Genomic DNA, 23,637 nt, shown 5'->3' with positions numbered 1-23,637 from the left:
TTCTTTTTTTTATTTATGCAATTGTAAGAGGTTGTTGCCTTCCAAAATTTTTTGCTGATCCATTGCGATAACATCATGATAATCGGTAGTGTTGGTTACAATCACCATCACGGTAGGATCATAACCAGCATCGATAATACCTTGCAGATCAAAGCTGCCAAGCACATCCCCTTTTTTTACTGGTTGATCTTGGGTCACTTGTGCCTCAAAATGCTCTCCTTTTAAGTTAACTGTATCAATACCGATATGAATGAGAATATCAGCCCCTTGGTTAGTATGAATACCAAAGGCATGTTTGGAATCATAGGCTACGGTAATTACTCCATCTGCAGGTGCTACTACCTGTTGCACTGTCGGATAAATCGCAATGCCTTTCCCCATCATTTCAGAAGAAAAGACTTGATCATTTACTTCCTGAAGCGGAACAATCTCCCCAGTTAATGGTGCGGCTATCCAGTCGGCCTGTTGCTTGGACGCAACAACAGATTGATTCGATTCTTCGGAAGTTTCGTCTGGGCTTTGATCAATTGCCATCTTGCGCTTGCCGTAGAAATAGGTGATGGTAAACGAGATCACCATACTAATCACAATACCAACCATAAACATTGGAATCGAATTCGCTGAAATGGAGATAAAACCGATCACACTGGCAGGTCCCATCGCAACGGCTAGTACATGGAAGAAGCCAATAAATGCCGAGGATATCCCTGCACCGATCATACCACAAATGAATGGAAACTTAAGCTTTAAATTGACACCGAAAATCGCTGGTTCGGTAATCCCTAACAAAGAAGAGACACTGGCCGAAGAGGATAAACTCTTTTGTTTCTTATCTTTCGTGATAAAGAAAACGGCCAAACAGGCTGCCCCTTGCGCTACGTTTGCCATCGAAGCAACGGGGAAGATAAAGGACCCCCCTGTACTTTCAATATTGGCAAGCAATACCGTCTCGATCGCTGGGAAACTTTGGTGCAAACCAGTAATAACAATAGGTGAATAGAAGATACCGAACACACCTAAGCCAAATCCTCCGGTTGTTTCATATAACCAGACAAGTCCATCCGTTAATCCGTCTGATAAAGAACGCATAACGGGTCCTACTAAAATAAACGTCAAGAAACCTGTAATAATGACGGATAACATCGGTGTAAAGGTGAAATCAAAGGCATTGGCCATCCGTTTGTGGAAGAATTTCTCCAAATTGGCTAATATCCATGATACCGCCAATACAGGTAAAACGGAGCCTTGATAGCCCGCCTGAGCTACTTGCAGGCCGAAGACATTCCAGTAATTCATCGAACCATCTTCAATTGCCTCGGCAACCCCGTAACCATTTACTAAATCCGGCATTACCATGGCCATGGCCATCGCAGCACCTAAATAAGGATTACCGCCAAATCGTTTGGTAGCTGAATATCCAATTAAAATAGGTAAGAAAGCAAATGGTGCCGAAGCTAGCAAGTTAATAACACTAGCTACATCTTCAATAGCGGGATACATCTCCACCACCGATTGGGAGCCAAATAAATCAGGAGATGTTAAGATATTATTTAATGCCATCAACAAGCCGCCGGCAACCAAGGCCGGAATTATCGGTACGAAAATATCGGATAATACTTTGATCAGTGCCATGATTGGATTGGTCTTTTTTTGTTCGTTTGCCATCGCTTTCACTTCGTCCGTAGATGCTTCTTGCAACCCGGTAATTGCAGTGAGTTCACGATGTACCTTATTGACGTCACCAGGTCCAATGATAATCTGGAATTGACCGTTGGAGTTAAAGGTACCCTTTACATCAGGGTGGTTATCTAAAGCCTTTTGATCAATGTTTTTATCGTCTTTCAGAACTAAACGGAGGCGTGTTGCACAATGAGCGGCAGCAAGAATATTATCCTCACCAAGTGCTTGGATGACATCTTGGGCAACCTGTTTATGATCCATAAAAGAAAACTCCTCTCTTTGCTATCATTTTTTTTAGCATACAAAAATTTCGGTTATATGTCAATCGTTTATCATATTTATTTTTCGTTCCCAATAACTTATTTTAAATTAAAATAAGTATATATGTTATACGTTTGACATTATCTCCTTTTTTATCTATGATCTAAGTAACTAATTACGAATGCGAAGGGATGTTGTGAAATGGAATTCATTAAACAATGGACAACGGCATTGAGGTATAAGCCATACCAAGACTGGTCTAAATCATATAGAAAGGGATTGGAAGAAGCGGTTCAAGCGTCGAAATGGAAGCTGGCTTATCATATTCAACCGAAGAGTGGTTTATTAAATGATCCCAATGGTTTTTCTTTTTATGATGGAAAGTGGCATTTATTTTACCAAGCCTATCCCTTTGGCCCGGTCCATGGTGTGAAATCATGGTATCATCTGACGTCTGCCAATTTAGTGGATTGGCGGCGACAGGGTTTTGCGCTACTACCAGACACTTCCTATGATAGTCATGGTGTTTATTCCGGCTCTGCGTTACCAGTGGAAGATCAGTTATTTCTGATGTATACCGGAAATGTTCGAAATCAAGAGTGGGAACGTCACTCCTATCAACTGGGCGCTTGGATGAACCAAGCAGGGCAAGTGGAGAAACTTGATGCTCCATTAATAGTCAATCCTCCGACAGATTACACCCATGAGTTTCGCGATCCACAAGTATTCCGTTATCAGGGAGATTATTATATGATCATTGGGGCACAAACCAGTGATGAAAAAGGGGCCGTTTTGCTTTACAAAGGAACACCATTAACCGACTGGGAATGGATAGGAGAATTACACTTTACAGATGAGGAAATGGGTTTTATGGTGGAATGCCCGAATCTTGTTTTTGTCGATCAACAGCCTGTGTTATTGTTTTGCCCCCAAGGTCTAGATACGGAAATCGCATCCTATCAAAATATTTTCCCTAACATGTATGTGATTGGATCCTCTTTTGCGGCAGATGAAGGAACCATCACCGAGACTTCATCATTGAAGAATTTGGATGAGGGCTTTGATGTGTATGCAACTCAGGCATTTAACGCACCGGATGGACGTGCGCTAAGTGTGAGCTGGGTTGGATTGCCAGAGGTTGAATACCCGAGCTTTGCTGAAGGTTGGGCGCATTGCCTCAGTCTGGTTAAGGAATTACAAATCAAGGATGGACATCTATATCAAACGCCTGTCCAGGAATTACAACAATTGCGTCAACGTCATCAAACGCTGCGAGGGCATTTACAAGAAGAGGCTTGTCAGTTGGCAGCTATCATGAATAATCGTTATGAATTAAAACTGGAGTTAACAACAGATGCCTCAGGCCAGCTAATTTTATTTGCCGATGAACAAAATCAACAAGGTTTGACCCTGTCTTTCGATGCAAAAAATGGTACAATAATAATGGATCGAAGTAAGGCAGGGATCGCATTTGGCGAAGCTTATGGCATAACGAGAACCGCTCATGTACCACAGCAAACCAAGCTTACGCTGCATATTTTTGTAGATGAATCGGTTTGTGAGGTGTTTATTAACGACGGTTATCAGGTCATGACAAGCCGTGTTTTTCCTCACGAAGAACAGACATATATGTATATCCAAGGAGCAAATGGTGATTACCATGGCGATATATGGTCCTTGCGTTCGATGAAGAATTAACGTATAAGGGTGAACGTGATGGGAATAAAATTGACAGACGTAGCGCAAAAGGCGGGCGTTTCGGTGACTACGGTGTCCAGGGTAATTAATAATTACGGCTATTTAAGTCAAAAAACAATCGATAAAGTCCATGCAGCAATGGAGGAATTAAATTATCAGCCGAATTCACTCGCTCGCTCGCTGCAAGGCAAAAACACACAATTAATCGGATTAATTTTTCCAACCGTATCCCATCCTTTTTTTGGTGAATTGGCAGCGAAAATGGAAACAAAGCTGTTTGAACTAGGATATAAAACGATTCTTTGTGATAGTGCGGATAATAAGGAGAAAGAAAGGGACTACCTGCGAATGCTGGCGGCTAATAAAGTTGATGGCATTATTGCAGGGGCGCATAATCTTGGTATTCCGGAGTATGAAAAGGTGGGGCTTCCGATTATTTCCTTTGATCGATATTTAGCTGATGGTATTCCGATTGTTTCTAGTGACAGCTATCAAGGAGGGAGAATAGCGACTGAACAATTATACCAGCGAGGCGGCAGGCGGATTGCTATATTCACTGGAACGAATGAATCTGCTTCGCCAACGAATCGCAGATTGGATGGTTATATGTCAGTGATGAAGGAATATCATTTGGAGCCGTTAGTTTACCAGTTTCCATTGGACTATTCCCCCTTTTTAAAAACGATAGAGATTCGAAATATATTAAGAGATGAAGCGGTGGATAGTATCTTTTGTACAGATGATTTAACGGCGATCTTAGTGATGAATGCAGCTAACGAGCAGGGTTTAAAAGTTCCTGAGCAGTTAAAAATCATTGGCTATGATGGAACGGAATTTATTCAGAATTACTTCCCTCATTTATCCACCGTATTACAGCCAATCGATGAATTTGTCGATTTATCGATTAATTTATTAATGAAACGCATAGATAATCCAGAAGCAGCCTTAGATAATCTTTATCAACTACCAGTGAAATTTGTCCAGAGGCAGACGAGTTAAAAAAATGGGACTGCCATCAGTAGTCCACTGATAGTTAACTCTGTGATGAATGGGAACAATAGCCGAGTCCTTGACGGCTGTTCCCAGATTAAGCTAGAGCCATCATTACATTCTTCTTGTTAAAAATAAAGGTTCAGTAATCATTTTCAAGAACCTATTTCATCAAATCCAAGAGTAGCGAATTTTTCTACACCATTTTGACTGGATAAGGTCAACCACTTCAGCTTTTACCCACGAGGCGTAAACATACGCTATTTTTTTATCAAGACGTCGATGATTCCGTCATTAGTGATGGAATTAAAATAAAATAAAAAATAATAAAATCGCCCAAAACAAACCTGTTTCTTGATATAATAGTACTGGTTTATAATTATTTTAGGTTTTATCATCGATTTTAAAAGAAAATGAAACCTTCATCAAGAATCGTACGTAATATAATTAACCGCAAATGTAGCGGAGGTATATAGATGATCGAAGAAAAAATCACACATTATATAAAACAAGTGAAAAAGGGTGACCAGACAGCATTTGAGGACATCGTAGCGTATTATCAGAATCGAGTTTTCGCTATTTGTTTCCGTATGGTTGGAAATAAGCAAGAGGCAGAAGATATTGCGCAAGAGGCATTTATTCGAGCATATTATAATATTGAATCATTCGATGAAAATCGTAAATTCTCGACTTGGTTATATCGAATTGCTACGAACTTGACGATTGATAAGCTGCGTAAGAAAAAACCTGATTATTACCTCGATGCGGAAATTAAAGGGTCTGATGGGCTGAATTTATATGGTCAATTAGCGTCTGATCAGCCATTGCCTGAGGAAGAAGTAGAAAGTCTTGAAATTCAAAGCCATATCCAAAAAGAGATCATGGCTCTACCTGCTAAATATCGCAGTGTCATTGCCTTGCGTTTTCTTGATGAACTGTCACTCAAAGAGATTAGCGAGGTATTAGAAATGCCGGTAGGAACGGTCAAGACAAGAATCCATAGAGGCAGGGAAGCTCTTAGAAAAAGACTTCGCCATCTGTAAGGGGTGTTGATGAGAATGAAATGTAATAAAGAAATGGTAAGCTTAATGCATCAGTATTTAGATGGTGAGATAACGACAGTAGATAAAGAACGACTACGTGCACATCTTCAGACATGCCCAACATGTCAGCAGCACTTTAAAGAACTGAAGCGGGCCGTAGCTCTCGTGACGGCAACGAATGAATTGAGACCATCGTCCAGCTTTACGCGTAATGTCATGGCGTCTTTACCGAATGAAAAGAAACGAATGACGGCCAAACGATGGATAAGGGTGCATCCTTTATTAACAGCTGCGGCGGTGTTTTTCATTTTTATGTTCACAGGTATTTTCTCTGCTTGGAATCAAGAAGATCAATTAAGCTATTCCAATGCGGGAGATCTTGTGGTAGAAAATGGTACGGTCATCGTTCCGGAGGGCGTGGTCATTGAAGATGATTTGGAGATAAAAAATGGTGATGTAAGAATCGACGGAGAGGTACAGGGGGATGTGGTTATTATCAATGGCAATAACCTCACTGCTTCTGCTGGGAAAGTGGCCGGAGACATCAAAGAGGTGGATCAATTATTCGCCCGATTATGGTATAAAATCAAAGATACGACTCGAAGTATTTTTCATCTGGATTAGCAATGATTTCTATTAGGATCATTGCTTTTCTGTGACAAAGAGCCTTCACCAATATAAATCGTAGATATCCTGCCATCCTATCCTGTATAATTGCATGATCTGTGTCATAAGGTATAGAAGAGAAGCATGTATTTATTTAAGTAATCCAAGGTAAGTATGCTATAATAAAAATGATAATACTATAATATAGGAAGAGGATTCGGATGGAGATAAGGTTGTGGTGGCATGTTTAGCGGGGACTGGAACTTTCTAAACATATTAAGAGTTATTTTGGATATTGCAATTGTTTGGTATGTTTTATATAAATTATTAATGTTTATTCGTGGAACGAAAGCTATTCAGTTATTAAAAGGTATTTTCGTTGTTATTTTTATCTATTTATTAAGTGTCTTTTTAGAATTAAATACGGTTCGAATGATTATTTTCCAAGTGATTATGTGGGGGCCGCTTGGAGTGATTATCCTGTTCCAACCTGAGTTGAGAAGGGCGTTAGAACAATTAGGACGAGGTAGTTTCTTTTCTCGTAATATCACTACCGAGGAGGAAGAACTCAGCCAGTCGATTGAGGCAATTGTTGAGTCATGTGAGTATATGGCCAAGCGAAGAATTGGTGCTCTCATTACCATCGAACGGGAGACAGCCATGGGTGATTATGTATCTACTGGTATACCGATTAATGGGAAGTTGACGAATCAGTTACTAACGAACATTTTTATTCCGAATACACCTTTGCATGATGGGGCGGTTATTATTAATCGGGACCAAATCGTAGCAGCAGCCTGTTATCTGCCGCTATCCGAAAGCCCTTTTATTTCAAAAGAATTGGGTACGCGACATCGAGCGGCATTAGGGATTAGTGAGGTGACCGATGCATTGACGATTACGGTTTCTGAGGAAACAGGTGGTATTTCTTGTACGAAAAATGGAGAGCTGCATCGTGACATCACCTTGGAGAAGTTGGCAGAGTTATTGGAACAAGAATTAATTTCTAAGTTCAAGACCTCATCATCGAAAGGTTGGGATTGGATGGTGAAAAGAAATGAATAGATGGTTGGAGCACCGCTGGGTTATTCGGGTCATTGCCCTTTTTCTCGCTATCTTGCTCTTTGTTGTTGTTGCATTCGATGAGAATGTCAATAATGAGAATGGCGGACTGGACTTAGATTTTGGAAATTCAACGGAGACGCAAACATTAGAAGATATCCCAGTACAGGTGCAGTTAGATCAGGATGAATATGTCGTCACTGGTGTACCAGAAACCGTCACTGTATCGTTGCAAGGTTCTGTTAGTATGGTAACAACAACAGCTAGACAGAGGAATTTTGATGTGTTTGTGGACTTGGAAGACCTCGGTATTGGTACGCACCGTGTAGCCCTTGAAAGTTCGGGGCTATCGGATGGTTTGAATGCCTATATTGATCCACAAGAAATAGATGTGACGATTGAAGAAAGACATAACCAGACGCTCGGAGTGACAGTAGATACCGTCAACCGGGATCAAATTGAACCAGGTTACGAAATTTCCAATGTGTATGCAGAACCAAATGAGGTGGAAGTGACCAGCTCGAAAAGCATTATGGATAAGATTGCTATCGTGAAGACTTTTGTTGATGTAACCGACTTTAATGAAACACAGACACTCAATAATGTGCCGATTAAAGTTTATGATAATCAAGGCAATGAATTGAATGTAAGACTTGATCCACCTACCGCTAATATTACGGTGGATGTGAAGAACCCGAGTAAAGAAGTACCGATTTCCGTTGCAACAGAGAATGAATTGCCGGAGGATATGCGGCTTGTTTCCGCCGAACCGGCCGATGAGGAAGTAGAGGTTTTTGCAGCGGAAAGCTATTTGGAACAGTTAGATGAGATAGCAACAGAACCAATCGATTTAAGTGAGATAACCGAAAGTGGTACGGTGGAAGTGGCGTTAGAAGCCCCTTCCGACGTACGAAAGCTTGGTCAGGAAACCGTCAATGTGGAAGTGGAAGTGGAAGCCGTTGAGGAGGAAGAAGTGGAAGATGTGGCCATTGATTATGATGGACAAGCCGTTTCTTTTGTGGAACCAGCCTCCAACAGTATGACGGTGACCATGAGAGGATATCCTTCTGATTTGGAGGGGATAGCCGCGGGTGATCTACAATTATCAATTGATGTTGGAGATCGTCCGCCTGGTGAATACCAGCTTGATGTAGAATTTGACCGACCAAGCGGAGTTCCAGATGATGTAGAATTTGAATTAGAGCATGAACAAGTAACCATTAACACGCAATAATGATTTTCCTACATATCGAAGATACATGGTGAAGACATGCAAAAAGGAGAGATTTTTAAAAATGGGTAAATATTTTGGAACAGATGGTGTCCGCGGGGTAGCGAATCAAGATTTGACACCAGAACTAGCCTTTAAATTAGGGCGTTATGGCGGATATGTGGTGACAAAAGGAGCAGAGAAACCAAAAATTTTGCTTGGAAGAGATACCAGAATATCCGGGACTATGTTAGAAGGATCTTTTATTTCTGGTTTGCTGTCTATCGGGGCAGAAGTTATGCGATTAGGGGTGATATCCACGCCAGGAGTAGCGTATTTGGCCAAGGTTATGAATGCGCAGGCAGGCGTGATGATCTCTGCCTCCCATAATCCTGTTGAGGACAATGGCATTAAATTCTTTGGTTCCGATGGGTTTAAACTATCTGATAGTCAGGAAAATGAGATCGAAGCATTGTTGGAACAAGAGGTAGACGATTTACCAAGGCCAATAGGAGAAGATATTGGACGGATCAATGATTACTTAGAAGGCGGACAAAAGTATATCCAATATTTGAAAGAAACGATTGATAATGAATTGGATGGTATGCATATTGCTTTAGACTGTGCACACGGAGCGACCTCAGGGCTTGCATCTCAGCTATTTGCCGATTTAGAGGCTGACATTTCGACCATTGGTTCCTCACCAAATGGATTAAATATTAATGATGGGGTTGGATCTACCCATCCTGAAGCATTACAGGCGATGGTAGTAGAGAAAGATGCCAACATTGGTCTTGCCTTTGACGGGGACGGCGATCGTTTAATTGCTGTGGATGAGAAGGGAGATATTGTTGATGGTGATCAAATTATGTTTATCATCGGAAAATATTTCAATTCACTTGGTAAATTGCGTCAATCAACCATTGTTTCTACGGTAATGAGTAACCTAGGTTTCTATAAGGCCTTAGAAGAGAATGACATGAAGAGCAATAAAACAGCAGTAGGAGACCGCTACGTGATGGAAGAGATGCGTAATGGTGATTACAACCTTGGCGGGGAGCAATCAGGGCATATTATTTTCCTTGATTACATTACAACAGGTGATGGTATGCTTTCGGCATTGCAGCTGGTTAACGTCATGCAGGAGACAGGCAAACCATTATCTGAATTGGCAAACGAAATGGAAAAATTCCCTCAAGTGTTAAAAAACGTGCGTGTCATGAAAAAGAATGAGGTTATGACAAATCCAGTGGTTGCCGATGCTATTTCCAAGGTAGAGGCAGAAATGAATGGTCAAGGCCGCGTACTTGTTCGACCATCTGGTACGGAACCATTAGTACGTGTGATGGTGGAGGCGCCTACGATAGAGGATTGCAATCGTTATGTAGACGATGTCGCCGCCATTATTCAGCAAATTATGGGATTAGAAGAAGAATAAAAAGTGATACGAGTCATGCCATTTGGGCGTGGCTCTTTTTTTTATATTTTTGATTTGTGATTGGATTATGGTCGTGATATCACGAAAATGACGGCCAAAATCCGAGGGAAAAGCACTGAAATGGGCGTCATCGCGGAAATGACGGCCAAAATCCGAGGGAAAAGCGCTGAAATGGGCGTCATCACGGAAATGACGGCCAAAATCCGAGGGAAAAGCACTGAAATGGGCGTCATCACGAAAATGACGGCCAAAATCCGAGGGAAAAGCGCTGAAATGGGCGTCATCGCGAAAATGACGGCCAAAATCCGAGAGGAAAGCACTGAAATGGGCGTCATCACGGAAATGACGGCCAAAATCCGAGAGGAAAGCACTGAAATGGGCGTCATCACGGAAATGACGGCCAAAATCCGAGGGAAAAGCGCTGAAATGGGCGTCATCACGAAAATGACGGCCAAAATCCGAGGGAAAAGCGCTGAAATGGGCGTCATCGCGAAAATGACGGCCAAAATCCGAGGGAAAAGCGCTGAAATGGGCGTCATCACGGAAATGACGGCCAAAATCCGAGAGGAAAGCACTGAAATGGGCGTCATCGCAGAAATGACGGCCAAAATCCGAGGGAAAAGCGCTGAAATGGGCGTCATCGCGGAAATGACGGCCAAAATCCGAGAGGAAAGCACTGAAATGGGCGTCATACTCGTCATTTCTATGATATGGATATTTGATGTTTTAAAGTACATAGAACTCATTATCCTTGCAGTAATAACTGTTGTAGTACTATCACCCAGCGGAGGAAATAGTGTAAGAAAGGTTGCAAGCGTTATTTATTCCCGCAGCGCTTGCTTCGCACAGATAAAACAATCATACTCACTACTCAGGAAAGTAGCCTGCTTTACACAATCCCGTCTTATCGGCGGTTTTTGTCTCATTGGTCATGCCGCGGTTATTAAATGCTAATACCCTCAATCTCTTTCTCATTAACATCCCTCCCCATCTTTTTTTTACAATTTATTTACCTTGGCTTTATATGAGGTTAATAGTCATTTCTTATACTAAAAACCAAGTAATACAATAGAAAACCAAACAGGGGGAAAAGAAATGACAATCAATTGGAAGCATATGTTGCAAACTGCACTATTAGGGGGGAGCTTGGTTGCTTTAGCGGCTTGTGGTTCAGATACCAACACAAGTGAGGCAGCCATCGACCCTGACAATCTTACACTGGAAGAAATCGAAGAAAAGGCACAAGAAGAAGGAGAGGTTAATAGTGTCGGAATGCCAGATTCCTGGGCAAACTGGAAGGGTACTTGGGATGATTTGAACGAAGAATATGGTTTAGAACATGTTGATACAGATATGTCTAGTGCAGAAGAGATCGCTAAAATGGAGTCAGAAGGAGAAAATGCTACAGCTGATATTGGCGATGTTGGTATTTCCTTTGGACCAATTGCGAAAGACAAGGAAATTACGATGCCATATAAAACAAGCTATTGGGATGACGTGCCAGATTGGGCCAAAGACGACGAAGGGCACTGGCTAGTGGGGTATCAAGGAACAATTGCCTTTATTGTTGATAAAGACCAAGTAGATGAGGTTCCAACATCATGGGACGATTTATTGACAGGGGATTATGAGGTAATGGTTGGTGATGTATCAACCGGGACACAGAGTCAAATGGCTGTATTAGCTGCAGCGATAGCAAACGGTGGCGATGAAACCAATCTACAGCCTGGGATTGATTTTTTCGCAGAATTAGCAGAGAAAGGCAACCTAAGTACAGCCAATAACTTGAGTATAGCTGGAATGGAAACTGGTGAATTGGAAGTAGGAATTATGTGGGATTTTAATGGCTTAAGCTATGCCGACGCGGTAGATTCTGAGCAATATGAGGTCGTGATACCAGAAGAAGGATCGGTTATCAGTGGTTATGCAACCATTCTTAACAAGTATGCACCTAATCCACACGCTGCAATGCTTGCCCGTGAATATATCTTAAGTGATGAGGGACAGATTAATTTAGCAAGAGGATTTGCTCGTCCGATTCGTGACAATGTCGATCTGCCAGCGGAGGTGGAGGAACAAATGATTCCAACAGAGCAATACGAGAATGCCCAGCCGGTTGGTGATCATACTGCATGGGAAGAGACAGCACAGGAACTACCGCAATTGTGGCAAAAAGAGGTACTTATTCATGTCCAATAAGCTGATTATCGTTGTATTGGACGGCTTGCGATATGATGTGGCTATCGAGACATTAGGGTATATGGAACATTTGGTGGAAAAAGGACAAGCATTACGCAGCGCCGTATGTTCCGAACTGCCAAGTCTATCCCGCCCTTTATACGAAGTGTTATTAACGGGCACGCCAAGCTACAGTAATGGGATTCACACGAATAGGAGTGTAAGGCTGTCTAAGCATAAGAGTTTATTCCATCTCAGCAAAGAGGCGGGGCTGACCAATGCCACGGCTTCCTACTATTGGGTTAGCGAGCTCTATAATCGAGCACCCTTTCATTATATCGAGGACAGAGTGCAGCTGAACACCGATCAAGCGATTCAAAATGGTATGTTTTATTTTGAAGATACGTATCCAGATTCTCATTTATTGCTAGATGGAGAGGCATTAAGGCGGCGAGTACAACCAGATTTCTTATATATTCACTCGATGAACATTGATGATATTGGTCATAAACATGGCGGGCGTTCCAGTGAATATCGTGAAAAGGTATTACTCGCTGATAATATACTAGCAGAATTAATGCCTATCTGGCTTGAGGAAGGCTATCAAGTTGTGGTAACGGCTGATCACGGAATGTCAGAACAAGGGCAGCATGGCGGTACAACAGAAGCAGAACGTCAAGTCCCGCTATATATGATCAGCAATAAAACCCATAAAGGTATGCAAGATCTGTTATTGCCTCAGCTTCCTTTTGCCTCGTTTATGTGTGAGTTAATGGGGCTGGATAAGGCGGAAACCATGCCGGTATTGCCACAGATGTGGAGAAGCTTGCTTAGACAAGAGGAGGGTAACAAGTGAAACAATCATGGAAGATATGGCTATGCTTGGTTCCATTAGCCTTATTGGTATTAGGTTTTCTCTTTTTCCCAACAATGAATATGGTGATGTCGAGCTTTCAATCCGAGGACGGCAGCTTTACCTTGGCGAACTATCAAGAATTATTTTCCGAGGCTTATTATCTCCAATCGATTACCAATAGTTTGAAAATTGCTTTTTTATCTGCGACAGTAGCGATTATCATAGCAGTTATTGGTGGCTATTCGATTTCACAATTAGCCGGACGCGGGAACAAATGGATGACGACGATCTCGAATATGACCTCTTATTTTGAGGGGATACCATTAGCTTTCTCCTTCATCGTGTTATTAGGGAATAATGGTTTATTCACCTTACTGTTTAACCAACTGGGACTCGATGTGTTTGGTGACTTTAACTTATATTCTTGGTTTGGTCTTGTTGTTGTCTATATTTATTTTCAGATTCCATTTGCTATTATCCTGCTGCTGCCAACCTACCAGGCACTGAACGATGATTGGCGCTATGCCTCACAGCTATTAGGTGGTACAACGTGGACATTTTGGCGTAAAATCGGTATTCCGTTACTTTTTCCAGGTGTGATTGGAACCTATACGATATTGATTGCTAATGCACTAGGGGCTTTTGCGACAGCCAATGCTTTAGTAGGTTCCACCTATAATTTGATGCCGATTCAGATTGCCTCGCTAATCTCAGGCGATGTCTTTCTCCAGCCGAATTTGGCCAGTGCATTTGGTGTCCTGTTGGCCTTGATAATGATTGCAGCCCTATGGTCGAATAGTAAAATCATGAAAAAGGTAAGGAGAGATTTACGGTGAAGAATAAAAAGGGACATGTGGTGGTGGCGATTGTTCTGGCAGTTTATCTAGTATTACCGTTGGCCGGTACGTTCTTGTATTCCATCGCAACGGAATGGAGCACAACCATTCTGCCGACATCATGGACATTCGATTGGTATATTCAATTATTCCAAGATTCCCGTTTCCTGCAGGCACTTGGCAGAACGGTACTCGTTATTTCTGTTGCCGTTATTTTATCGATTATCGTCATGCTGCTTGCCACCATAACCATCGTATTATATATTCCCAAATGGGAAGGAGTCTTAAAAACGATCGCCCTGCTACCTTATGGTGTCCCAGGTGTTGCTTTAGCAGTTGGCTTAATCAATCTATATGCCAATGATGTCGTGAATATAGCAGGCACACCATGGATCTTGTTTGGGATTTATGCGATTGTGATTATGCCGTTTGTTTATCAAGGGATTCGCAATAGTTTATACACAATCCATGCCAGAGACCTGATTCAAGCCGCCGAGCTACTAGGTGCTTCCAAGATCAAGGCGGTTATGACGGTGGTATTACCCAATATGAAAAAAGGTATATTCTCCGCAGCATTCTTGGCCATCTCCATGCTATTTGGCGAATTTGCCCTTGCAAACCTTTTAGTTGGCGGACGATTTGAAACCTTGCAAATCTACCTTTATCAGCAATTGAGTAAGAACGGTCACCTGACCAGTGCGATTGTGATTTGTTACTACATGATTATCGTGTTTATTACGTTATTTCTGCTTTATTTTCAATCACCAAAAAGACAGAAGCAAGTCGCATCAGATAAACAAGATATGCCGATTTCAACATTACAACAAACGACTTTGGAAGGAGAAAAATCATGAGTTATGTACAAATTGATTCCCTGCTGAAACAGTATAGTGGAAAAACGGTATTAGACCACATTTCGTTATCGGTCGAAAAGGGTGAGTTCATCACATTATTAGGTCAGAGTGGCTGTGGAAAGAGTACATTGCTGCGAACGATCGCCGGGATTGCCGATGTCGATCAAGGGAGTATTACCGTTAATAACAAGGACATCACACAGGTGCCGTCTCGTAAACGAGGGGTCGGCATGGTGTTTCAATCCTATGCCCTTTTCCCTAACATGACCGTCACAGAAAATATTAGCTACGGATTAAAGTTGCAAAAGAAAAAAGGCTACCAGCAGATTGTTCAAGATACGATGAAGATGATGGGGTTAGAGGAGTTGGGAGACCGTTATCCACATGCATTATCCGGCGGTCAGCAGCAACGTGTGGCCTTATCCAGATCCTTAGTGATGGAGCCCGATGTATTGTTGCTTGATGAGCCTTTTAGTGCCTTGGATGCCAAGATTCGTAAATCACTCCAGCAAGAAATTAAAAATATTCAGCGCAAGCTAAATATTACGACTATATTTGTCACACATGATCAGAAAGAAGCGATGCTATTAAGTGATCGAATTTTTGTCATGAATGAAGGGAAGATTGTCCAAGAAGGTACACCAGACGACATTTATATGAAACCAAAAAATAAATTCATTGCAGGTTTTATCGGCTCATACAATATTATTCCAAGGCAGATGTTGCAAAAATGGACGAATCAGTCAGCTGATTTTGAACAAGATATTGCGATACGTCCGGAGAGTATCACGATGTCCAAAACAGAAAATCGTCGACTACAGGAACAAGCGTATCATGTCGAAGGGAAAATCGACACCAAAATGGTTACCGGCAATGTATTAATTTACCGCGTAGCCCTTCCCGATCAAACGATACAGATAGACACGTTATACCAATATCATGAACAACTAGATGAAGGAGAAAAAGTACACGTGTACATCCCAAGAGAGGCATGTGTACAAGTTTCATAGCGAGCGAGGTGTAAAGATGGAGTGGTTTCCCGAGGAAAGATGGACCTATATTATAGAGGCATTACAGAAGCATAATAAAGTAAAAGTCAGTGAATTAGCAGATACATTTCAGGTAACCATGGAAACGGTACGACGTGATTTGGATCAGCTGGCTGTTACAGGCGACGTCAAGCGAGTTTATGGTGGAGCGGTAAATATCGGCTATCCACAAGGTGAACCACCTTTGCATCAGCGATCCAATCTGATGACAGAGGAAAAACAAGCCATCGGCAGATCAGCAGTTTCATTAATTGAAAATGGTTCGACCATTGCCATTGATACCGGCACAACCGCACTGGAGCTTACCCATGCGTTAAAGGAAAAAGTCGGAATCACGATTGTTACACATTCCTTAGCCGTGGCAGCTGCCATTGCTGACAAATTAGCAAAGGAAGAATGTAAAGGGGAGCTCATTATGCTTGGAGGACAGCTTAATCCCGAGCAACAATCGATGACAGGAATGATGACCATGGATCAATTAAAGACGTTTAACTTTGATCAGGCCTTTATTTCGGTTGGTGGTATGTCTATGCAAAATGGGTTGAGCGATTATGATTTGAATGAGACGGTGATCTCAAAAGAAATGATCAAAAGATCAAAAGAAGCTATTGTATTAGCCGATCATTCCAAAATAGGAGTGGACGCAGCTTGCAATATGGCCTCTTTTGATCAGGTGGATGTGATTATCTGTTCGGAGGCAAAGCCAAAAGGATGGAAACGAAAGGATTTTGAGAATATAAACTGGATCAAGGCGAGGGGACAAGGCTATGAAAGTAGACTACCATATTCATCTTGAAGAAGGACCCTACACACATAACTATCTGGAGAAAATCACCCAATCCATGGAGCATTTCGTACCACTTTCATCCAAGCAATATAGCAAGGCGTGGTTTGCTGAAGTCGTTGCACAGGCACATCGACGCATGCAGGAAACCGAGTACTCCGAATGGTGGTTGGATTTTTACCTCGAACGTGCCAAACAAAGAAATTTGAAAATGGTTGGTATCGTCGATCATTTATACCGTTTTAACGAGACAAGCGATTATTTTCATACATATATGGATACCACATCCAGTGAGATTGGTGCGATTCAAGCAGATTGGCTGGATTGTGTGATGAATCGCAGCTTATCAGAATTTGTTGAATTCATCGAAGGTCAAAAAGCGAAATGGAAAGCAAATGGCATCGAATTAAAGTTAGGTATGGAAGCAGATTATTTCATTGGGGGAGAGGAGCAATTACAAGCATTGCTCCAGCCTTACCCTTTTGATTATGTAATCGGCTCTGTCCATTTTTATGATGGCTGGGGTTTTGATAACCCAGGCTTGCAAACGAAATTTCTTGATTATGACTTACTGGAGCTATACCAAAATCATTTCGAAACGGTCAAAAGAGCAGCAGCAAGTAACTTGTTTGATATTATTGCCCATTTAGATAACCTCAAGGTATTTAAACATCGCCCTGATGAGGCATTGCTTCGTGATATGTATCGATCTGTAGCAAAAACCTTGAAGCAGGCAGATGTTGCGACAGAAATGAATCCAGGTCTGTATTACCGGTATCCCGTCAAAGAGATGTGTCCTAGTGATACTTTTTTGGATATCTTAGTGGCAGAAGGTGTGCCGTTTACCACCTCCTCCGATTCTCATTTTCCACATGATGTTGGGATCTATGCCGATCAGATTCAGGATAAGCTGAAAGAGAGTGGGGCAAAAGAAATCGCCGTGTTTGATAAGCGAATGAGACAGATGGTTCCGATACACGGATGAATATAAGGAAGCGAAGGCAGATGGGATCGCCTTCGTTTTTTTATCGAGGGTGAGCGTGAATAAGGAACTGAGCTGCAAATCACATGTCTGGTCGTGTGTTGGATTCTCTTTATAAGGGTCAACATTTTAACAAATGGCACATAATATAACAGTATCTTATAAAATCATTGCGAAATAAGAACAGATGATTTAAAATGAAATAGTCGCTTTAAAGAAGTTGTTCAAAAAGCCCAATAAAAATGACGCATCGAACTTTTTGAACACGAACTTAACATGACATCACTCAAGCATAGAAAGGAGCATAGAGACACAAGCGAGTTAGACAAAGCGCCAGGGCTATGACGGTCGAAATGATCATAGCTGACGAGGTGGGGGTTTATCGAGAATGATCGGCGGATACCTCCCGATTGCACATCTCAATCGAGACGTCTTTATCTGAAACCAGGCAGGCAACTACCTGTACAAGGATAACGACAAGATGCTCAAATGACTACACGAGAAAGGGGCAGACAATCGCCCCTTGTTAGCTAAAGTCAAATAATAGGCAGAAGCAACGCTACAGGGGATACCCTTTTTTTCTAAAGGATATCTCTGCCTGAGCAGGAGCTTGCCGTCTTTAAAGGTGGTCGTTTGTTTGCCCCTTTCCAGAGGAGGAAACAAGACGATGTGCGGAATTGTAGGTTATATTGGAGCAAATGATGCAAAGGATATTTTGTTAACAGGATTAGAGAAACTAGAGTATCGCGGGTATGATTCAGCGGGAATTGCCCTATTAGATAAAGGTGATGTTGACGTAACCAAGGTCAAGGGAAGAATAGCAACATTAAAGGAAAAAGTAGATGCAGGCAAGACAGCTACGGTTGGTATTGGTCATACACGTTGGGCCACACATGGGGAGCCAAGTGAAGACAATGCCCATCCACATCAAAGCAGTTCTGGTCGATTTACGTTAGTTCACAATGGTGTGATTGAGAATTATGCCGAAGTACGTGGTCAATTTTTAAGTGATGTTACCTTCCAAAGTGAAACAGATACCGAGATTGTTGTACAGTTGATCGAACGTTTTGCTGAATGGGAAGAGGATGTACTGACAGGGTTCCGTCAGGCATTATCAGTCTTAAAAGGTTCTTACGCGATCGCTTTAGTAGACAATCAAAATCCTGATCAATTATATGTGGCAAAAAATAAGAGCCCCTTACTGATCGGTTTGGGCGAAGGCTTTAATGTAGTAGCAAGTGATGCGATGGCTACATTAAGGGAAACCGACCGTTATGTAGAAATTGAGGACAAAGAAATCGTGTTAGTCCGTCGAGACAATGTAGAAATTCAAAAGTTAGACGGCTCTGTGGTAAAACGTGATGCTTATACAGCAGAAATCGATGCAGCAGACACAGAAAAAGGCACCTATCCGCATTTTATGTTGAAGGAAATTGATGAACAGCCATTTGTTATCCGCAAAATTATTCAGGAATATCAAGATAAAGAGGATGATATTAAGTTAGACAGTGATATTCGCAAAGCCATGAAAAAGGCAGACCGCTTATACATTATCGCAGCTGGCACTAGTTATCATGCCGGCCTTGTGGGTAAGCAATTCCTTGAAAAATTGGCTAATATTCCAGTAGAAGTGCATATTGCGAGTGAATTTTCTTATAATATACCACTTCTTTCGGAAAAACCACTGTTTGTATTTATTTCCCAAAGTGGGGAAACGGCAGACAGTCGCTCGGTTTTAGTACAAATTAAAGAATTAGGACACCCGGCATTAACGATTACCAATGTGCCAGGTTCTACCCTTTCTCGTGAAGCAGACTATACCCTGCCATTATATGCAGGTCCCGAAATTGCCGTTGCCTCAACCAAGGCTTATACTGCTCAAATTGCCGTATTGGCTATTTTAGCGGTAGATAGCGCTAGGGCAAAAGGTATGAACTTATCGTTTAATCCATTGCAAGAACTAGGTATTGTCGCCAGTGCAATGGAAACCTTGACCGATCAAAAAGAAGAGTTCGAGCGTATTGCCAAAGCATTTTTCGCAACAACCCGCAACGCTTTCTTTATCGGTCGTGGTGTCGACTACTATGTCGTATTGGAAGCAGCCTTGAAGCTGAAAGAAATTTCTTATATTCAGGCAGAAGGCTTTGCCGGAGGAGAATTAAAGCACGGAACCATTGCCTTGATTGAAGAAGGTACGCCAGTGATTGCCCTGGCCACACAAGAAAATGTCAATCTTTCCATCCGCGGTAACGTGCAAGAAGTAGCCGCTCGCGGTGCCAATACATGTATGGTGAGCATGAAAGGATTAGAGAAAGATAGTGATACGTTCGTTGTTCCTACTGTACACGAACTACTGACACCACTAGCCAGCGTGATTCCAATGCAGTTGTTTGCCTATTACGCCGCCTTGCACCGTGATTGTGATGTGGATAAACCAAGGAATTTGGCGAAGAGTGTGACAGTGGAGTAGAGTAGGGTTGATTTTGAGATGAATATAGTAGTTTTAAGCTGAAGCCACAACGTTTATAAAAAATTGCCAAGCATTACCCCTTTAGATGTGATTATCTAAAGGGGTGTTTTTTGTGATTTTTTTTAATAGTTTCCTTGCTAGGAAAGGCTACAGATCATCCATTTATACATTATAAAGCTTAAGTGTCCCTGTATAAAATCACCATTCCTTATTGAAAAGTAACGTTTCCAAACCCAATAGTGAATCATTTTCTGAACTTCCTTTCTTATTAGCAAAAATTATTTTTGCCTTCTCTCGTTACATTGGTGATTTTTCCATAACTGACTCTGCATCAACTTTCAAGATCAACAGGTTGACGTAATTCTATTCTTGTTATATAATTTACTTTAGTAAAGGTGAAGAAACCGTTTTACTTAATTTAATGATTAACAGGGTGTTACTGAAGAAGGCATAACCTGGATGGACATACAAGTTGACATTTTTCTGTTGTGTACTTGTGGGCCTCCAGGTTTTTTTGTGTGGTTTATGTTATATATTATGAATATGAGTAAGATAATAAAAGTCATTTACCAGTACTCAACTGCTTAGAAGCCTTTCTTGATCATAAGACAAAACAAAGCAGTAGCTCCCGTCAGTTATATATTAGTTTGATTCCCTTTATAAAAAATTGACATTAGTCTCTGAATGATCGAGATTTAATCGGCAAGGAGGAGAGGCTATGAAATTAAAGAAAGCCTTAAATAATAATGTTGTATTAGCGAAAACAGACGTTCACCAGGAAGTAGTCGTTTTCGGTAGTGGAATTTCCTTTAAGTTAAAACCAGGGGATCCAATAGATGAGAGCAAAATAAGCAAAGTGTTTACTTTGCAAACGAAAGACATCTCGATGAAACTTGCTAATTTATTAAAAGAAGTTCCCGTCGAATATGTTGAGATTGCGCAGGAGATTATTAGCTACGCTAGTAATAAAATGAATGTATCGATAAGTGATTATACGATTTTAACACTAACCGATCACATCTACTTCGCCATCAAACGTTATCAACAAGGAGAGCAAATCCGCAATGTTTTGTTGTGGGAGGCAAAGAAATTTTATAAAACAGAATTCGAAATTGGATTGAAAGCTTTAGAAATCATCAAAGAGAGATCAGGGATAGCCTTTGATGAGGATGAAGCCGGATTCATTGCTCTTCATCTGGTTAATACACAAGTAGAAGGAAATGAGATTGATAAAACCATCAAAATTACGAACATTGTTCAGGATATTTTAGGTATTATCAAATATCACTTTAAAATAGATTTTGATGAGGATTCGTGGAATTATGGAAGGCTTGTTACCCATTTAAAATTCTTTGCACAGCGCATTATAGCAAAAGATCGCATCGATAATGAAGAAGATGATTTGTTTAACCAGGTCAACTATAAATATCCCGAAGCGTTTGAATGCGTAAAAAGGATTGAAACATATGTGTTAAATGGATATGGTACCCAAATAACACATGCCGAGATGGTTTATCTCGTATTACACATAGCGCGTGTTACGAGTCGTAATAAATACTAATTTAATGATAACAGGGTGTTACTGAAGAAGGCATAACCTGAAATGATGTAGGCTTGCGAAGAAGTTACTTCGTGAAAATACTATATCGTGAGGGTTATGTCTTTTTTATATATAAGAAAACAAAACAGCCGGTATGGAAGTGGATTGTTGAGTTTTCAATTAAAGATACTTCAGGGGGGTAAAATAAGATGGCTGATCAAAAGCAATTAGCTAAGAAAATAATAGAAGGAGTAGGCGGCGAATCCAATGTTAACAGTCTTTATCACTGTATGACCCGTCTTCGCTTTAAGTTGAAGGATGGAAGTAAATTTGATAAAAATGAAATTGAGCAACTGGATGGTGTTGTTTCAGCACTAGAAAGTAATGGACAGTATCAGGTTGTGATTGGTAACAATGTAAAAGCTGTTCATGATGCAATTATGGACTTATATGATATCAATAGTGCCTCATCGTCCAGTAACAAAAACAATGAAAAAACGAAAAACCCAATCGCCAAACTTTTTGATGTGATGTCTGGAATTATTACGCCGATTGTACCGACATTAGCTGGTTCTGGTATGTTAAAAGCATTGCTAGTCATTTTAACAACATATTTTGGATTGTCAGAAGAAAGTAGCACATACTTAATCTTGAGCGCTGCAGCAAATGCTGTATTCTACTTCTTCCCACTGGCGTTAGCTGTATCTGCTGCTAAAGTGTATGGAGTGAATATCTTCGTATCATTAGCGATTATGGGGGCGCTACTTGAGCCGCAATTTACAGGCTTAATGGCGGATGTCGGGGATATTGTTGATTTTGCGGGGCTTCCGATTGTATTAATGAGTTATAGTGGACAAATCATTCCTGCAATTTTAGCTATATGGTTGTATTCATATTTGGAAAGATTCCTGAACAAAGTAATCCCTCAAGTGATTCAAATGTTTGCTGTACCAATGCTTGCCTTATTAGTCATGGTGCCACTAACAGCTGGTTTAATTGGGCCGTTTGGTGTATATCTTGGTAATGGCATTGCTTCTGGTATTGACTTTATGGGCAGCACAAGTGGTATGTTAACTGGTGCGATTATCGGTGCAGGTTGGACATTCCTCGTTATGTTCGGTATTCACTGGGGAATTGTTCCTGCTATGTTACAGAACTTGAGCACAACAGGTTATGATACGATCCGCCCACCAGTTGCTAACGCAACGTTTGCCCAAGCTGGTGTTGCATTAGGTGTTTTTCTAAAAGCAAAAGATAAAAAATTGAAGTCTTTAGCGATTTCTTCGATGATGCCTGCTATATTAGCAGGTGTAACAGAGCCAATTGTTTATGGTTTATCCGTTCGATATAAACGCCCGATGATTGCCGCAGTTATTGGTGGTACGGTTGGTGGTGGGTTTGCCGGTGCGATGAATACGACCGTTATGGCCTATGTATTCCCAGCATTAACAACATTACCAGCATTTATGACAGATACATTTGCTTACTATGTAATTAGTATTACCATTGCCTTTGTATTAACAACTATTTTAACGTATGTGTTAGGTTTCGATGAAGGATTGTCAGATAAAGGTGCCGGGAGAATTAAACAGGATTCCGGTATTGAAGGTGGAAGATCAACTGTTGCTTCACCAATGACTGGAGAAGTAGTTTCATTAGACAAAGTTAATGATCCAGCATTTTCAACAGGTGCAATGGGGAAAGGTGTGGCGATTATTCCGACAGAAGGAAAAGTATATGCACCTGTTTCCGGGAAAGTAACAACTTTATTCCATACAAATCATGCAATTGGTCTAACTTCTAAAGATCAGACGGAAGTGCTTATCCATGTTGGCTTGGATACAGTGAAATTAGCAGGGAAACATTTCGAGGCGTATGTTAAGCAAGATGATATTGTGGAACAGGGCCAGCTATTATTGAAGTTTGATTTAGAAGCAATCAAAGCGGATGGCTACGATGTAACAACACCAATTATTATTACAAACTCTAATGATTATACCGATGTGATTGAAACAGATAAAGGGTCTGTCACAAAGGATGATGTACTATTATCAACTGTTTCCTTATAAGAAACATAGCATCATGTAGGAATCGAACGGG

General features: G+C 41.2%; 19 protein-coding genes. 18 read left to right on the top strand and 1 reads right to left on the bottom strand.

Features of this window, described 5'->3' with window-relative positions:
* Nucleotides 1–9: 9 nt before the first annotated feature.
* Entirely contained in the window at nt 10–1,941 is a 1,932-nt protein-coding gene (locus BN6556_RS07135) for a sucrose-specific PTS transporter subunit IIBC (RefSeq protein ID WP_066188933.1), read from the bottom strand.
* Nucleotides 1,942–2,142: 201 nt separating this feature from the next.
* On the opposite strand from BN6556_RS07135, the gene BN6556_RS07130 reads away from it, so the two are divergent.
* The 18 genes from BN6556_RS07130 to BN6556_RS07045 all read left to right on the top strand — a co-directional run bounded on the left by BN6556_RS07130 (nt 2,143) and on the right by BN6556_RS07045 (nt 23,606).
* Nucleotides 2,143–3,639 (top strand): sucrose-6-phosphate hydrolase, encoded by a 1,497-nt coding sequence (locus BN6556_RS07130; RefSeq protein ID WP_066188930.1) that lies wholly within the window; start codon nt 2,143–2,145, stop codon nt 3,637–3,639.
* Nucleotides 3,640–3,657: 18 nt separating this feature from the next.
* Nucleotides 3,658–4,638 (top strand): LacI family DNA-binding transcriptional regulator, encoded by a 981-nt coding sequence (locus BN6556_RS07125; protein WP_066188927.1) that lies wholly within the window; start codon nt 3,658–3,660, stop codon nt 4,636–4,638.
* Nucleotides 4,639–5,105: 467 nt separating this feature from the next.
* On the top strand, nt 5,106–5,672 hold the full coding sequence (gene sigW, locus BN6556_RS07120) for an RNA polymerase sigma factor SigW (protein ID WP_066188924.1): 567 nt from the start codon (nt 5,106–5,108) through the stop codon (nt 5,670–5,672).
* Nucleotides 5,673–5,687: 15 nt separating this feature from the next.
* Nucleotides 5,688–6,296 carry an anti-sigma factor family protein gene (locus BN6556_RS07115; RefSeq protein WP_066188921.1) on the top strand — a complete coding sequence of 203 codons (609 nt, stop codon included), beginning with the start codon at nt 5,688–5,690 and terminating at the stop codon, nt 6,294–6,296.
* A 225-nt stretch (nt 6,297–6,521) separates the two neighbouring features.
* Nucleotides 6,522–7,343, top strand: a complete 822-nt coding sequence (gene cdaA, locus BN6556_RS07110) for a diadenylate cyclase CdaA (RefSeq protein WP_066188918.1) — start codon at nt 6,522–6,524, stop codon at nt 7,341–7,343.
* Nucleotides 7,336–8,574, top strand: a complete 1,239-nt coding sequence (locus tag BN6556_RS07105) for a CdaR family protein (RefSeq protein WP_066188915.1) — start codon at nt 7,336–7,338, stop codon at nt 8,572–8,574. Before cdaA ends, BN6556_RS07105 begins: the two co-directional genes overlap by 8 nt.
* 61 nt (nt 8,575–8,635) lie before the next feature.
* Entirely contained in the window at nt 8,636–9,988 is a 1,353-nt protein-coding gene (glmM, locus tag BN6556_RS07100) for a phosphoglucosamine mutase (protein WP_066188913.1), read from the top strand.
* A gap of 87 nt (nt 9,989–10,075) precedes the next feature.
* Nucleotides 10,076–10,942 (top strand): hypothetical protein, encoded by an 867-nt coding sequence (locus BN6556_RS07095; protein ID WP_148436683.1) that lies wholly within the window; start codon nt 10,076–10,078, stop codon nt 10,940–10,942.
* Nucleotides 10,943–11,083: 141 nt separating this feature from the next.
* Nucleotides 11,084–12,187 (top strand): ABC transporter substrate-binding protein, encoded by a 1,104-nt coding sequence (locus BN6556_RS07090; RefSeq protein ID WP_066188905.1) that lies wholly within the window; start codon nt 11,084–11,086, stop codon nt 12,185–12,187.
* Complete coding sequence (locus BN6556_RS07085; protein WP_066188902.1) at nt 12,177–13,022, top strand: alkaline phosphatase family protein; 846 nt, start codon at nt 12,177–12,179, stop codon at nt 13,020–13,022. The genes BN6556_RS07090 and BN6556_RS07085 overlap by 11 nt, the downstream gene beginning before the upstream one ends.
* Nucleotides 13,019–13,858, top strand: a complete 840-nt coding sequence (locus BN6556_RS07080; RefSeq protein WP_066188899.1) for an ABC transporter permease — start codon at nt 13,019–13,021, stop codon at nt 13,856–13,858. Before BN6556_RS07085 ends, BN6556_RS07080 begins: the two co-directional genes overlap by 4 nt.
* The gene (locus BN6556_RS07075; protein WP_066188897.1) at nt 13,855–14,712 is read left to right on the top strand and encodes an ABC transporter permease; all 858 of its coding nucleotides are present in this window, start codon (nt 13,855–13,857) and stop codon (nt 14,710–14,712) included. Before BN6556_RS07080 ends, BN6556_RS07075 begins: the two co-directional genes overlap by 4 nt.
* Nucleotides 14,709–15,722 carry an ABC transporter ATP-binding protein gene (locus tag BN6556_RS07070; protein WP_066188894.1) on the top strand — a complete coding sequence of 338 codons (1,014 nt, stop codon included), beginning with the start codon at nt 14,709–14,711 and terminating at the stop codon, nt 15,720–15,722. The genes BN6556_RS07075 and BN6556_RS07070 overlap by 4 nt, the downstream gene beginning before the upstream one ends.
* 16 nt (nt 15,723–15,738) lie before the next feature.
* Nucleotides 15,739–16,557 (top strand): DeoR/GlpR family DNA-binding transcription regulator, encoded by an 819-nt coding sequence (locus BN6556_RS07065; RefSeq protein ID WP_066189069.1) that lies wholly within the window; start codon nt 15,739–15,741, stop codon nt 16,555–16,557.
* Entirely contained in the window at nt 16,529–17,530 is a 1,002-nt protein-coding gene (locus tag BN6556_RS07060; RefSeq protein WP_066188892.1) for a histidinol phosphate phosphatase domain-containing protein, read from the top strand. Before BN6556_RS07065 ends, BN6556_RS07060 begins: the two co-directional genes overlap by 29 nt.
* A 664-nt stretch (nt 17,531–18,194) precedes the next feature.
* Nucleotides 18,195–19,997 carry a glutamine--fructose-6-phosphate transaminase (isomerizing) gene (glmS, locus tag BN6556_RS07055; protein WP_066188889.1) on the top strand — a complete coding sequence of 601 codons (1,803 nt, stop codon included), beginning with the start codon at nt 18,195–18,197 and terminating at the stop codon, nt 19,995–19,997.
* A 718-nt stretch (nt 19,998–20,715) separates the two neighbouring features.
* Complete coding sequence (gene licT, locus BN6556_RS07050) at nt 20,716–21,558, top strand: BglG family transcription antiterminator LicT (RefSeq protein WP_066188886.1); 843 nt, start codon at nt 20,716–20,718, stop codon at nt 21,556–21,558.
* 188 nt (nt 21,559–21,746) lie between these two features.
* Nucleotides 21,747–23,606: a beta-glucoside-specific PTS transporter subunit IIABC gene (locus tag BN6556_RS07045; RefSeq protein ID WP_066188883.1), complete on the top strand. Its 1,860-nt coding sequence runs from the start codon at nt 21,747–21,749 to the stop codon at nt 23,604–23,606.
* Nucleotides 23,607–23,637: the final 31 nt, after the last annotated feature.

Origin of the sequence: Gracilibacillus timonensis (assembly GCF_900086715.1) — a bacterium.
In the GTDB taxonomy this organism is placed as follows: Bacteria; Bacillota; Bacilli; order Bacillales; family Amphibacillaceae; genus Gracilibacillus; species Gracilibacillus timonensis.
Note: the sequence above shows the minus strand (reverse complement) of the source record. Positions and strands in the feature narration are given on the sequence as shown.

What these genes read in the sequence shown, in the direction of transcription:
- glmM (WP_066188913.1), top strand. Translation starts at nt 8,636, where the DNA reads ATGGGTAAATATTTTGGAACAGATGGTGTCCGCGGGGTAGCGAATCAA.
- BN6556_RS07045 (WP_066188883.1), top strand. Translation starts at nt 21,747, where the DNA reads ATGGCTGATCAAAAGCAATTAGCTAAGAAAATAATAGAAGGAGTAGGC.
- BN6556_RS07105 (WP_066188915.1), top strand. Translation starts at nt 7,336, where the DNA reads ATGAATAGATGGTTGGAGCACCGCTGGGTTATTCGGGTCATTGCCCTT.
- cdaA (WP_066188918.1), top strand. Translation starts at nt 6,522, where the DNA reads ATGTTTAGCGGGGACTGGAACTTTCTAAACATATTAAGAGTTATTTTG.
- BN6556_RS07115 (WP_066188921.1), top strand. Translation starts at nt 5,688, where the DNA reads ATGAAATGTAATAAAGAAATGGTAAGCTTAATGCATCAGTATTTAGAT.
- BN6556_RS07125 (WP_066188927.1), top strand. Translation starts at nt 3,658, where the DNA reads ATGGGAATAAAATTGACAGACGTAGCGCAAAAGGCGGGCGTTTCGGTG.
- BN6556_RS07090 (WP_066188905.1), top strand. Translation starts at nt 11,084, where the DNA reads ATGACAATCAATTGGAAGCATATGTTGCAAACTGCACTATTAGGGGGG.
- BN6556_RS07060 (WP_066188892.1), top strand. Translation starts at nt 16,529, where the DNA reads ATGAAAGTAGACTACCATATTCATCTTGAAGAAGGACCCTACACACAT.
- licT (WP_066188886.1), top strand. Translation starts at nt 20,716, where the DNA reads ATGAAATTAAAGAAAGCCTTAAATAATAATGTTGTATTAGCGAAAACA.
- BN6556_RS07070 (WP_066188894.1), top strand. Translation starts at nt 14,709, where the DNA reads ATGAGTTATGTACAAATTGATTCCCTGCTGAAACAGTATAGTGGAAAA.
- BN6556_RS07085 (WP_066188902.1), top strand. Translation starts at nt 12,177, where the DNA reads ATGTCCAATAAGCTGATTATCGTTGTATTGGACGGCTTGCGATATGAT.
- BN6556_RS07135 (WP_066188933.1), bottom strand. Translation starts at nt 1,941, where the DNA reads ATGGATCATAAACAGGTTGCCCAAGATGTCATCCAAGCACTTGGTGAG.
- BN6556_RS07095 (WP_148436683.1), top strand. Translation starts at nt 10,076, where the DNA reads ATGACGGCCAAAATCCGAGGGAAAAGCACTGAAATGGGCGTCATCGCG.
- BN6556_RS07065 (WP_066189069.1), top strand. Translation starts at nt 15,739, where the DNA reads ATGGAGTGGTTTCCCGAGGAAAGATGGACCTATATTATAGAGGCATTA.
- sigW (WP_066188924.1), top strand. Translation starts at nt 5,106, where the DNA reads ATGATCGAAGAAAAAATCACACATTATATAAAACAAGTGAAAAAGGGT.
- glmS (WP_066188889.1), top strand. Translation starts at nt 18,195, where the DNA reads ATGTGCGGAATTGTAGGTTATATTGGAGCAAATGATGCAAAGGATATT.
- BN6556_RS07130 (WP_066188930.1), top strand. Translation starts at nt 2,143, where the DNA reads ATGGAATTCATTAAACAATGGACAACGGCATTGAGGTATAAGCCATAC.